The organism is Paraburkholderia phymatum, from assembly GCF_038900715.1.
GTDB lineage: Bacteria > Pseudomonadota > Gammaproteobacteria > Burkholderiales > Burkholderiaceae > Paraburkholderia > Paraburkholderia phymatum_A.
The window spans coordinates 1-12,185 of record NZ_JAYMRZ010000012.1 but is presented as its reverse complement, the minus strand read 5'-3'; the positions used below and the strand labels follow the sequence as shown (position 1 = coordinate 12,185).

At 66.5% G+C, this 12,185-nt stretch carries 10 protein-coding genes; all 10 read left to right on the top strand.

Annotation, left to right across the window (positions count from 1 at the left end; all coding sequences use genetic code 11):
* The first annotated feature begins 27 nt into the window (after positions 1-27).
* The 10 genes from tagH (at position 28) to VSR68_RS21690 (ending at position 12,015) form a co-directional block, all read left to right on the top strand.
* Complete coding sequence (tagH, locus tag VSR68_RS21735; RefSeq protein WP_342941806.1) at positions 28-1,830, top strand: type VI secretion system-associated FHA domain protein TagH; 1,803 nt, start codon at positions 28-30, stop codon at positions 1,828-1,830.
* Between the two features lie 42 nt (positions 1,831-1,872).
* Complete coding sequence (gene tssK / locus VSR68_RS21730) at positions 1,873-3,207, top strand: type VI secretion system baseplate subunit TssK (protein WP_342941805.1); 1,335 nt, start codon at positions 1,873-1,875, stop codon at positions 3,205-3,207.
* A gap of 23 nt (positions 3,208-3,230) precedes the next feature.
* Positions 3,231-4,520, top strand: a complete 1,290-nt coding sequence (locus tag VSR68_RS21725; protein ID WP_342941804.1) for a DotU family type VI secretion system protein — start codon at positions 3,231-3,233, stop codon at positions 4,518-4,520.
* Between the two features lie 61 nt (positions 4,521-4,581).
* Entirely contained in the window at positions 4,582-8,115 is a 3,534-nt protein-coding gene (gene tssM, locus VSR68_RS21720; RefSeq protein ID WP_342941803.1) for a type VI secretion system membrane subunit TssM, read from the top strand.
* The gene (tagF, locus tag VSR68_RS21715; RefSeq protein WP_342941802.1) at positions 8,112-8,846 is read left to right on the top strand and encodes a type VI secretion system-associated protein TagF; all 735 of its coding nucleotides are present in this window, start codon (positions 8,112-8,114) and stop codon (positions 8,844-8,846) included. Before tssM ends, tagF begins: the two co-directional genes overlap by 4 nt.
* Positions 8,847-8,943: 97 nt before the next feature.
* Positions 8,944-9,540 carry an OmpA family protein gene (locus VSR68_RS21710; protein ID WP_342941801.1) on the top strand — a complete coding sequence of 199 codons (597 nt, stop codon included), beginning with the start codon at positions 8,944-8,946 and terminating at the stop codon, positions 9,538-9,540.
* Between the two features lie 23 nt (positions 9,541-9,563).
* Positions 9,564-10,484, top strand: a complete 921-nt coding sequence (locus VSR68_RS21705) for a hypothetical protein (protein WP_342941800.1) — start codon at positions 9,564-9,566, stop codon at positions 10,482-10,484.
* A gap of 45 nt (positions 10,485-10,529) precedes the next feature.
* Positions 10,530-10,976 (top strand): hypothetical protein, encoded by a 447-nt coding sequence (locus VSR68_RS21700; RefSeq protein WP_342941799.1) that lies wholly within the window; start codon positions 10,530-10,532, stop codon positions 10,974-10,976.
* A gap of 146 nt (positions 10,977-11,122) precedes the next feature.
* Positions 11,123-11,773 carry a hypothetical protein gene (locus VSR68_RS21695; protein ID WP_342941798.1) on the top strand — a complete coding sequence of 217 codons (651 nt, stop codon included), beginning with the start codon at positions 11,123-11,125 and terminating at the stop codon, positions 11,771-11,773.
* Positions 11,774-11,853: 80 nt separating this feature from the next.
* Positions 11,854-12,015 (top strand): hypothetical protein, encoded by a 162-nt coding sequence (locus tag VSR68_RS21690; protein WP_342941797.1) that lies wholly within the window; start codon positions 11,854-11,856, stop codon positions 12,013-12,015.
* Positions 12,016-12,185 lie beyond the last annotated feature (170 nt).

Below are 12,185 nucleotides of genomic sequence, written 5' to 3'. Positions count from 1 at the left end.
CTGGATGATTCGCAGGGGATGATAGACGTGAGCAATCCGGTTCTTTCGTTGCGCGTCGCGCGCTTCAATGACGAGCCTGTCGCCGAGCCGATCGCGGTCGAGTTCGGCACGGCGGGCGGCACCATTGGACGCGCAACCGACTGCACGCTGGTCCTGCCCGACCAGCAGCGCGCGATTTCGCGCGTGCATGCGCGCATCGAGTTTCGTGACGGCGAGTATCTGTTGTGCGATCTTGGCAGCAATCCGAGCGTGCTGAATCAGCGCGCGCTCGGCGGCACGCGCGAGGCCCGGCTCGCGAGCGGCGACCGGCTGATGATCGGCACGTATCTGCTCGAAGTGTCGATCGGCGAACGCGCGACGGGCGAGCGCAGCATGACGGGGCTCCCCGATCCGCTGGCGTCGGTGAAGGTGCTCGGCGAACCGTCGCCCGCCGATGCGCAAGGCGATCCGTTCGGCCTCGGCGCGCTCGATCCGCTCGGACAGCCCGCCTTCGGCGAGCGCAAGCCGGTCGCGTCAGGGCCGCGCTATGCGGGCTCCGAAAGCGATCACGTGGCACCGGAGTTTCAGGCGTTTTCGGCGCCTGTGGCGTCCGCGCCTCTCGTGCCGCCGCTGCCGCGTGGCGCGGCCGGTTCGTCCGGTTTGTCCGGTGCTTCCACAGTGCCTGCTGCATCGCCGGGAGGCATTCCCGCCGACTACGATCCGCTCGCGGACGCGCTCGCGCAATGGGAATCGTCGCCGCGTCCTGGCGGCGCGCCTGCCGTGGCCGCGCCCGCGTCGCCGCTGTTTGCGCCGCCGCCATCGCCGGCGTTCGAGTCCGCTCCGACGCATCCGCCTCGGACTGCAACGCCGGCCGCTCCGGCATCTGCGCCCGCATCGGCTCCAATCTCGCAACAGGGACCGACGGGTTTGCCAGCCAGTCTGCTCGACGATGCCGCCGCGAGTGGCCCAGCGACGCCATTCGATGATCTGCTCGCGCAGCCCGCACAGCGAGCGCCACTCGAAGATCCCACCGAGGTCGCGCCTGTTTCCGCGGAGGCTCCTGTGCCTGTTGCGCGCGAGCCTGTGCAAGGAGCCGCGCCCGAACCGCAAGCGCCAACGCCATCGCCTGCATCTGCATCTGCCGCATCTGTCGCAAACACTGGCGCGATGCCGGCACCCGCACCCGCGCCGTCCAATGAACAGCAAGCACCGCGCGCCGCGCAAGCATCGGGCGATGCATACGCCGCGCTGCTCGAAGGACTCGGCCTCGATCCTTCGCGCGCGCCCAATCTTCCGCCTGCCGATCTCGCGCGGCTCGTCGGCGCGATGCTGCGCGATGCGCTGCGCGGCACGATGGCCGTGCTGCGCGCGCGCTCGATGACACGTCGCGAGGCGCGGCTCGACGTCACGCTGATCGTCGCGCGAGACAACAACCCGCTGAAGTTTTTCCCCGATGTCGACAGCGCGCTCGCGCAGATGCTGACGGGCCGCGGCGCCGGTTACCTGTCGCCGGCGCAGGCGCTGGAGCGCGCGTTCGACGACATCGAGTCGCACGAGCTGGCCGTGATCGTCGGCATGCGCGCAGCGCTCGCGGAAGTGCTCGCGCGCTTCGATCCCACCACGATCGAAGCCCAGTTGAAGGAGGGCGGCGTGATCGACAAGGTGCTGTCCAACCGCAAGGCAAAGCTGTGGGACCTGTTCGTCGAACGGCATGAGAGCGTCGCGCGCGAGGCGCAGGACGACTTCCAGCGCCTGTTCGGCGACGCGTTCAACGACGCATACGAAGCGCAGATCGATGCGCTGCGCGCCGCGCGCAAGAACGGCAAGACAGACCCGTCGGACAAGCGCTGATCATTTTCGCCACGAGAACGCCACTAGCAAGCGACGACAAACATGTCCTGGAACAGCAAAGTCATCTGGTCGGAGGGGATGTTCCTGCAGCCGCAGCATCTGCAGCAGCACGACCGCTACTTGCAGACGCAACTGGAAACGCGGGCTGCGGGACTGCGTCCGTATGGCTGGGGGCTGACGACGCTCGAAATCGACGAGCAGCTGCTCAAGCTCGGCAAGGTCGCGCTGCTGTCGTGCGCGGGCGTGATGCCCGACGGCACGCCGTTCAATCTGCCCGCCGACGACGACTTGCCCGAGCCGCTCGATATTCCGGAGGGCACGCGCAATACGCTGATCGCGCTGGCGCTGCCCGTGCGCCGACCAGGCGTCGCGGAAACGGGCAGCGACGAGAGCGAAGAAAATTTCGCGCGGCACCGCGTGTCCGAACTGGAAGTCGGCGACAGCAACGATCCGAATGCCGCGCCCGCGCTGATGCAGATCGGCAAGCTGCGCGTGCGCCTCGCGCTCGAACCCGATGTCGCGAATGCGTATGCGGTGCTGGGCGTTGCGCGTGTCGTCGAGCGCCTGCCGGATAACCGCGTCGTGCTCGAAGGCGACTACAGCCCGCCGTGTCTCGACTATCGCGTGGCGCGCCGGCTCGCCGCGTTCGTCGACGATCTCGTCGGCCTGCTGCATCAGCGCGGCGAAGCGCTGGCCGCGCGGCTCGCGCAACCGGGCGTGACGGGCGTCGCCGAAGTGGCGGATTTCCTGCTGCTGCAACTGATCAACCGGCACGAGCCGCTTGCCGCGCATCTGTCGACGATGACGGGGCTGCATCCCGAAACGCTGTACGCGATCGCGTTGCAGCTTGCGGGCGAACTCGCGACGTTCAGCCAGCCGACGAAGCGTCCGCCCGCGTATCCCGTCTACCGGCACGAGCGGCTCAAGGAAACGTTCGCGCCCGTCATCGACGATCTGCGCGCGTCGCTGAGCATGGTGATGGACCCGCACGCAGTGCCCATTCCGCTCGAAGAACGCAAGTTCGGCCTGCGCGTGGCGCTCGTGCCGGACAAGAACCTGTTTGCTTCGGCGATGTTCGTGCTGGCCGTGCGCGCGCAGATGCCCGCGGAAAACATCCTGACGGGCTTTGCGCCGCAAGTGAAGATCGGACCGATCGAGCGCATCCGCGATCTCGTGAACCTGCAGTTGCCTGGCATCGGGCTGCGCGCGCTGCCCGTCGCGCCGCGCCAGTTGCCGTTTCATGCGGGGTTCACGTACTTCGAGCTCGATCGCGGCAATGAATTGTGGAAGCAGTTCGCGACGTCCGCCGGCATGGCGTTGCACGTCGCGGGCGAATTCCCGGGGCTGGCGATGGAGTTTTGGGCCATCCGCCGCTGAAGCAATGATCGAGGACACACATCGTGACTCCAGATGAACCGCGCGGCCCGCTCGACGATCCCGGCGCGACGATCCTGATCCCGACGCCGGGCGGCGCGCGCGCCGCATTCGTGGCGGCCGCGGCGAGCGCGGCGCCCATCGCGCCGAACGCGGGCGGCCTCAATCCGCTGCTGCGCGCGGCCAATCCGCTGCTCGAACTGGCCGTGCCGCTGCGCCAGCTGCCGACGCATCCGAACGTCGAAGAGTTGCGCACTCAACTGATCCAGATGATGCGCACGTTCGAGACGCAAGGGCGCGCAAGCGGTATCGACGACGAGAAGCTCGGCGCGTCGCGCTATTGCCTGTGCACGTTCCTCGACGAGTCGATTGCGAGCACGCCGTGGGGCGCGGGCATGTGGGCAAGCCGCAGCCTGCTCGTGACGTTTCACAACGAGGCGTCGGGCGGCGAGCGCTTCTTCCTGATCCTCCAGCGGCTCGCGCAGAATCCCGCCGCGAATGTCGATGTGCTCGAACTGATCTACGTGATTCTCGGGCTCGGCTTCGAAGGCCGTTACAGGTTGATCGACGGCGGGCGCACGCAACTCGACACGATCCGCGAACGGCTTGAAACGATGATCCGCGCGCAACGCGGCGCCGCCGAACGCGACCTGTCCGTGCACTGGCTGCCCGTCAAGGCGGAGCGCAAGCCGCTGCTGCAACTGGTGCCGCTGTGGGTCGCGGCGGCTGTCGCGTGCGTGCTGCTCGTCGGCGTGCATCTGGTGCTGAGCCTGCGTCTGAACGACGAGTCGGATCGCGTGTTCGCCGCGCTGCACGGCGTGCGCGTCGCGCCGCCGCCGCTCGCCGCCGCGAAGGCCGCGCCGCCGCCCGCGCTTGCGCCGAAGCTGTCGCAGTTCCTCGCGCCCGAGATCGCGCAAGGGCTCGTGCGCGTCGCCGAAAAACCGGACAGGACGATCGTCGAGATCAACGGCGACGGGCTCTTCGCATCGGGCAGCGCGGAACTCACGTCGAGCTATCTGCCGCTGATCCAGCGCATCGGCGATGCGCTGAAGGATGTGCCGGGCAACGTCGTCGTCGCGGGACATACGGACAACCAGCGTCTGCTGTCCGCGCGCTTTCCGTCGAACTGGCACCTGTCGCAGGCGCGCGCCGATGTCGTGAAGGACATGCTGGCCGCGCGCGCGGGCTCGCCTGGCCGCTTCACCGCCGAAGGCCGCGGCGACACCGAGCCGATCGCGCCCAACGACACACCGGCGAATCGCGCGAAGAACCGCCGTGTCGACATCACCATTCTTGCGCCGGGAGCGGCATCGTGAATTCGTTCGCCACGTGCACGCAATGCGCGCAACGCACGCAACCCTGCGAGGGCCATCGCCCATGAAACTCTTTGGCTGGCTGAGGCGCCCGATCGTGCTGACGTTCCTCGGCGTGCTGGCGCTCGCGCTGATCGCGTGGATCGAAGGCCCGTTGCTGGCGTTCGCGGGCAAGGCGCCGCTCGAATCGGCGACGAGCCGCTGGATCGTGATCGTCGTGCTGTTCGCGCTGTGGGCGCTCTATTGGGGCGTGCGCTGGCTGATCGTGCGGCTCGCGAACGTGCGCTTCACGCGCGTGGTCGCCGAGGCAACGCCGCAGCCGGGCAAGAAGGAATCGGAGGCGGATGTCGCCGCGCTCAAGCAGCGCTTCGAAGATGCGATGGCGATTCTGCGCAAGGCGCGCATCAAGGGGCGCTTCGGCAGCCAGTATGTGTATCAGTTGCCCTGGTACATGTTCGTCGGCGCGCCCGGCACCGGCAAAACGACGGCGCTGCTGCACTCGGGCCTCAAGTTTCCGCTCGCGGACCGGCTCGGCAAGCAGGCGGTCGGCGGCGTCGGCGGCACGCGCAATTGCGACTGGTGGTTCACCGACGATGCCGTTCTGCTCGACACGGCCGGCCGCTACACGACCCAGGACAGTTTCGCCGAAGCGGATCAGGCCGCGTGGGGCGGCTTCCTGCAACTGTTGCGCAAGTACCGGCCGCGCCGGCCGCTGAACGGCGTGATCGTCGCGCTGTCGGTGCAGGATCTGCTGCAACTGTCCGACACCCAGCGCGCGGTGCAGGCAAGCGCCGTGCGCGAACGTCTAAAGGAACTGTACACGCGGCTCGGCATGCGGTTTCCCGTGTATGTGGTCGTCACGAAGTGCGATCTGCTGGCGGGCTTCGCCGAGTTCTTCGACGACCTCGGTCGCGACGAGCGCGAACAGGTGTGGGGCATGACGTTCCCCTACGTCGCGCAAGGCGCGCCGGATGAAGCGCTCGCGTCGTTCCCCGGCGAGTTCGCCGGGCTGGAGAAGCAGTTGCAGGCGCGTGTGTTGAGACGCATGCAGCAGGAGACCGACACGCGGCGGCGCGCGCTCGTGTACGGCTTTCCGCAGCAGTTCGCCGGTCTCGAGAACGTGCTGACGTCGTTTCTCCAGGAGACGTTCAGCGCGTCGCGCTTCGATGAGGCAGCACTGTTGCGCGGCGTCTATTTCACGAGCGGCACGCAAGAGGGACGGCCCATCGATCGTGTGATGAGCGCCGTCGCGGCCGCGCTCGGCTTGCAGCGCCAGGTCGTGCTGCCCGACCCGGCGAGCGGCCGCGCGTACTTCATCACGCGGCTGTTGCGCGACGTCATCTTCCAGGAAGCGGGGCTGGCCGGCACGAACCCGAAGCTGGAGCGCCGTCGAACATGGTTGCAGCGCATCGCGCTCGCGTTGATCGGCCTCGCGGTCGTGATTGCGCTGGTGCTGTTCTTCATCAGCTATCAGCGCAATCGCGCGTATATCGCCGATGTCCAGCAGCATGTGACCGCGCTGCAAAAGCTCGCGCAGAACACGCGGGCCGGCGACGATCCGCTCACGCTGCTGCCGTTGCTCAATGCCGCGCGCGATTTGCCGGGCGGCTACGCGGATCGCGACAGGAGCGTGCCGTGGCTTTCGCGGCTCGGCTTGTATCAGGGCGACAAGTTGGGCCTCGAAGCGCAGGCGAGCTACCGGCGGCTCCTGAAGCAGACGCTGCTGCCTCTTGTCGTGCGCCGAATGGAAGAAGAACTGCGGCGCGGCGATGCGAACAATCCCGACTTTCAGTACGAGGTGCTTCGCGCGTATCTGATGCTCGGCGATGCGTCGCACTTCGACGCGGATTCTGTTCGCCTGTGGGCCGATATCGACTGGCGGCGCGGACCGCTGCGCGATGCGAGCGACGATCAGCGCAACGACATCGACGCTCATCTCGCCGCGCTGTTCCAGCCCGCGCAGTTCGATGCGTCGCTGCCGCTCGACAAGAACCTGATCGCGCAGGCACGCACGAACCTCGCGAAGATGCCGCTCGCGCAGCGCATGTTCAATCGCGTCGCGCGCGATCTCGAACAGGCGAAGCTGCCGGAATTCAGCGTCGCGGCAGCGGGAGGACGCAATGCCACGCTCGTGCTCGTCAGAAAGAGCGGCGCGCCGCTAACGCGCGGCGTCGCTGGCGCTTATACGCGGGCGGGCTATCAGAAGTTCGGCCAGTTGCGCGACGCGGCCGTGATCGATGTCGCGCGGGACGACTGGGTGCTCGGCCGCGAAGAGTCGGTGCTGACGCCGAACGGCATCGACGATCTGAAGTCCGCGATGACGCGGCTCTACTACGACGAGTACATCCGGCAGTGGGACGCGCTGCTCGCGGATGTCGACGTGGTGCCGTTCGACGGCGTCGAGAAGGGCGCGCGCGTCGCGAATCTGCTCGCCGCGCCCGATTCGCCGTTGCGTGCGCTGATGCTGGCCGCCGCGCAGGAGACGACGCTCGGCACGGTCAAGACGGGCGGGTCGCTGGCCGGGCAGGGCGTCGCCGCGCTCGGCAACAAGCTCGATGCGGTGAAAAAGCGGCTCGAAAGCGCGCTCGGCAATCAGCCTGATGAAGCGCCGCCGCCGGCCGCGCAGGTCAATCCCGTCGATGCGCATTTCCAGACGTTGCACGATCTCGCGGGCAAGCCGGGCGCGGCGGGGCCCGTGCCGCTCGATACGCAGCTCGCGGCGCTCAAGGACGCGGCGACGTATCTCGAAACCGCCGATTCCGCCCGCAAGCAAGGGCTCCCAGCGCCGCCCGGCGACGCGCTGAACAAGCTGAAGCTCGCCGCGCAGGGCGCGCCCGCGCCGCTCGCGAACGTCGCCGACGACATCGCGAACGGCGGCTCGATGCTGATGATCGGCGGCGAGCGGGCGCGCCTCAATGCGCTGTGGCAGGCCAATGTCGCGCAGATTTGCCGGCAGGCGCTCGACGGCCGCTACCCGCTGGTGCGCGGCTCCACGCGCGATGCGGCATCCGACGACTTCGGCCGGCTGCTCGGTCCCGGTGGCCTGATCGACGATTTCTTCCAGAAGAACCTGGCGACGCTCGTCGACATGTCCGGGCCGCAGTGGCGCTGGCGCAATGGCGCCGATTCGCTCGGCATTCCGCAGGATGTGCTCGCGCAGTTTCAGCGGGCTGCGCAGATCAGGGATGCGTTTTTCCGCGCGGGCGGGCGCGACGTGTCCGTGCGCTTCTCGCTCAAGGTGCTCGATATCGATCCCGCGATCGACCACGCCACCATCGACATCGACGGGCAGCAGCTGGTTGCCGCCCATGTCGATCAGTCGATGGTGTTCCAGTGGCCGAGCGGCAAGGGCACGGGACAGGCGCATGTCGATTTCGAGCCGTCGGGCGATGCGTCGGCGCCGCGGGCGGATGGGCCGTGGGCGCTGCTGCATCTGGTCGACGACGCGCGCTTGCAGCCGACCGCGCAAGCGGACCGTTTCAAGATGACCTTCGACTCGGATGGACGCACGCTCGCGCTTCAACTCGACGCAAGCAGCGTGACCAATCCGTTCCGTCGAGGGATATTCGACCAGTTTCGCTGTCCTGACCGGCTATGAGCGAGTTCGTCGCAGAAGGGCCCGGCTTTTTCGGCAAGGTTCGCACGCATGGCGATTTCGTCACGCGGCGTCTGCCCGCAGCGTTCGTCACGCCGTGGGACGCGTGCCTGCAGGAGGGCATGCTGTTCGCGCAGCGGTGGTTCGGTGCGCAGTGGCTGCCCGTGTATCTGAATGCGCCTGTCTGGTGCTTTGCGCTCGGCGCGGCCATTTGCGGCGAGTCGGCATGGGCGGGCGTCGTGATGCCGGGCGTCGACAGGGTGGGGCGTTATTTTCCGTTCACGATCGCCGCGCCGGTCGCACCCGTCCCGTGCAGCGATGCGGCCGCGTGGCTCAGTGGAGCGCAGTGCTGGTACGACGAGGCGACGCGGCGCGCGCTGTCGACGCTTGCCGACGATTTCGTGCTCGATCGCTTCGATGCGGAACTCGATGCGTGGGGGCCGCTTACGGTCGCGCCAGTTGCACCGGCCGCAAGCGACGCGCCTGCATGGCGGCTGTATCCGCTGGAGCACGCGCAAGCGGACGACATGCAGCCGATCGCCACGCAAGGCGGCTTGTCCGCGTTGCTGGCTGTCGGCGTCGAGACGGGATCGAGCGTGTGGTGGACGCAAGGGTCGAGCGCGGTGCCCGCGTCGCTGCTGTGCGGACGGGGACTGCCCGATGGCGAGCGCTTCGTCGGGCTGCTCGACGAAGCGCGCAGCGGCTGGCAGAGGGTTGTGAAATTGCGCGAATGAAAGCGGGTGAAAGCGGGTGAATGCGGACGAGCGCGGATGAATGCGGTGAAAGCTCGCGCGCGTGTGGACAGGTCAAGCGTCGATCGGAGGTCGCGGTATGTCTGGCTCAATCATTTCGTTTGTGGACGGGCGCACGGCACGCAGGGCGCTGACGATGGCGCTGAGTGCAATCGCATGCGTGCATGTCGCGCATGCCGCGGACCCCGTCGTCAAGGAACAGGACATCGACGAACAGTCGGTGACGAAGGCGCTCGCTCCCGAGGACAACGGCGACAACATCGTCACGCGCGGCTTCGTGCTGTCGAACAAGCAACCCGGCGCGGCGGTGAAGCCTGCCGGTCCCGCGAAGCATCCGTCGCTGCAGATGCTGATCACGTTCACGACCAACTCCTCGACGCTCACCGATAGCGCCCAAGCCGCGCTCGACAAGGTGGCTCACGCGTTGCAGTCCGAGCAGTTGGCGGCGTTCCGGTTTCGCGTCGAAGGGCATGCCGATCCGCGCGGCTCGGCGGATGCGAACATGAAGCTGTCGGAGGACCGCGCCGCTGCCGTCGTCGATTATCTGACCCACAAGGACGGCATCGCGCCGGAGCGTCTGTCGTCGGTCGGCAAGGGATCGACTGAGCCGCTGAACCGGCGCAATCCGATCGCGCCGGAAAACCGCCGCGTCACGATCATCACCGTGACGGACTAGCGGCGATTGGGGCGCGGGCGTCGATGAAGTCTTTTCGCACACGTGGCATCGGGTTCGCGGCGGCATGCGCGCTGTCGTTGTCGACGATGGGATGGCTCGCCGGCGACGCCTGCGCGCAAGCGGGCGCCGCTGAACTCGACGCGCAGAGCGAACACGTCGAGATCAGACGTGTTCCGCTTGCGAGGCTCGAAGCATCGCTGCCGGGCGACGCGCGGCTCGTGCTCTTCGCGATCGCCGACCAGCCCGGCCTCTACGTGATGCATGCGCCGAGCCTGGCCGGACAGGGCGCGATGTTTTCGCGGGTCGTCGCGCTGTTCGAACGCCGCGACATGCCGCGCGATCACATCGTCACGGCGACGGAGATCGCCACGCACGCGCGGCGCTTTCGCACCAATGCAGCGGACCTGACTGCGGGCAACAACTTCAGCTCGACCGAGCTTGCGCATTTCTTCGAGCTGGCGCGCAGTCAGCATCTGACGCTGACGCCCGGCGAGCGCGCGCTGCAACGTATTGCCGTGCAGATGGGCCTGATCGGCGAACGCAACGGTGACTGGCAAGCGCGCAGCGCACGCGATTTTCTGATCACGATTCCGGGGCTTGGAAAGGGGCCGGGCGGCGAGATCATCGATGCGCCCGTGAGGGCCGCGATCCTCAGCCACGAACTGGGTCATTGGCAGTATTTCTCGGACAACGCATACGCGCAGGCGTGCCGTTCGTTCTGGTGGCGCGAGCTCAGCTACGAGCAGCGCGCGGAACTGACGCGCCAACTGGAAGCGTTGGGTTATGACGCGAGCGACCGGATCGTCATCGATGAAGCACAGGCTTATCTGCTGCATACGCCCGCGCCTTATATGCCGCTCGCCGACGCGCCCGGCCCGAATGGATTCGACGTCGCGGCGATACGCGGCAGGCTGAAGCAGAGAGTGGCCGAGGCCACGCGGTGACAGGGTGACGGGGTGACACGAGTCGATGCGATCGAGAGGTGCGATATGTCGACGCTGATGGAAATCGAAATGCAACGCAAGGGCGAGCACGCATTGACGCTCGTCGCGAACAGGATCAAGGCGCTCGGCGACCGGATGCGCGGAGCGACGATTCAGATCGCCTGGGTCGAGATCGGCGAAACGCGGCTGTTCATCGCGGGCATCAATTCATCGGCTGGCTTCAATGACAGGCAACGGGACGAATTGAAGCGATTGGGCATTCTCGAAGTGCCGTGTCATCTGAAGGGCGTCAGGCGCGAAGACGGCGGGGCGCCTCATGCGGAAGAAAACATGGCCGCTTACATCCACGATCGCGGCGGCCGGGGACTGCGTTGGAGCCGGGCGGTAGTAGGGGGCGTCTTCGATACGAGGCGCGGCTCTCAATCGTATGTATGCGCTGCGTGCCGTGCGATGGTCGAGCGCGTCGGCGGCGTCATAGAACCGCCGTTTTGAAGCACGCGATTCTGGTTCGCGCAGTTCTGGTTCGCGCGGTTTTGATTCGCGCAGTTCTGGTTCAGGTGGGCAGTTGCGCAGTTGGCGCGGCAGACGATGTCGGCAGTACGCGGTCCGTCTTCTTACAGGTTCCGACGAGATGACTCTTGGGGGCATTCACGCTTTCAATGAATGCCGTTAAAGGCGAATTCGCCAGGTACGATCAATTTACTTTAAGGGGCAAAATCATGGCATTGGCAGACAACATCCGGCTGGGCGAAAGCGCGGTCAGAGAGGTGAAGAGCCTGGGCGTTCTCGCTTGCAACAAGCTCGGGGATCGCCTCAAGGCGGCGGGTGGCGTAGATAACGTCGTCGGTCACGGCTACGACGACACTGCGGGAGCGGGCGTCGACAGAACGCGAGACGCCGGTGTGCGCGCGGTGACACTCGGGAATCTGCGCGGCACCGCGGAGCACGTGAGAAACACGAAATACGGCAACTGCTGGGAGCAGGCCATCATCGCCTTCGTTCATCTCTATGACAAAGGTCTGCGTCCGCTCGACCTGATGCAGTTCGCCACCGCAGGCTACGACCATGTGTGGGTCGGCATCGGCCTGCATCGTGGATGGCAGTCTGACAACCTGCGCTCATGGGGCCCCGACGCAGTCTGGTGCGACCCATGGCAAGGCGACGGCGTCGTGTTTGCGGTCTCCGATCTGGTCAAGGGCGCCGTGCGCAATCTGAACGCGATCTACAAGTGCAACACCTGTGAACTGGTTGAAGCCGGAGTGCCGGTTTCGCTGATACGGGTCGATTGATGAGGGGTACGCCGCTGGGGGCGTGATCGCGATGATGGTGAGTTAGCCGCTGGATTTGGTGCATTGCGAGGTCCGTCGGCGTGACTGCGGGCGTGGCTGCCGTCGGCTACGTGCTGGATCTGCTCGTACGTGTTAGCTCGCGCATCGTCATCGTGATCCGTTCTGTCGCAGCCATCGAAGCTCCCGGTGCCGGTTCGCCGGCGGCCGGTCAGCTTGCGATGGTCCGGAAAGCGGACATTTGAACCTAGCCAGAAGCGGACATTACAACTCGGCCGCTACAATAGGTGTCGAGGCTTTTTTGAAATGTCGGGGTTGTGGCTAATTAGAAATGTCGGGGTTGAGGTCGGTTTTGGGTCCGGGTGTGGGTTGGTTTTGGACTCCTTCCTATCTCTCGAGGGCGGTTTTTAGCACC

Excerpts from the sequence above, each read along its gene's own strand:
- VSR68_RS21700 (WP_342941799.1), top strand. The coding sequence starts at position 10,530 with ATGTCGACGCTGATGGAAATCGAAATGCAACGCAAGGGCGAGCACGCA.
- VSR68_RS21705 (WP_342941800.1), top strand. The coding sequence starts at position 9,564 with ATGAAGTCTTTTCGCACACGTGGCATCGGGTTCGCGGCGGCATGCGCG.
- tssM (WP_342941803.1), top strand. The coding sequence starts at position 4,582 with ATGAAACTCTTTGGCTGGCTGAGGCGCCCGATCGTGCTGACGTTCCTC.
- VSR68_RS21710 (WP_342941801.1), top strand. The coding sequence starts at position 8,944 with ATGTCTGGCTCAATCATTTCGTTTGTGGACGGGCGCACGGCACGCAGG.
- tagF (WP_342941802.1), top strand. The coding sequence starts at position 8,112 with ATGAGCGAGTTCGTCGCAGAAGGGCCCGGCTTTTTCGGCAAGGTTCGC.
- tssK (WP_342941805.1), top strand. The coding sequence starts at position 1,873 with ATGTCCTGGAACAGCAAAGTCATCTGGTCGGAGGGGATGTTCCTGCAG.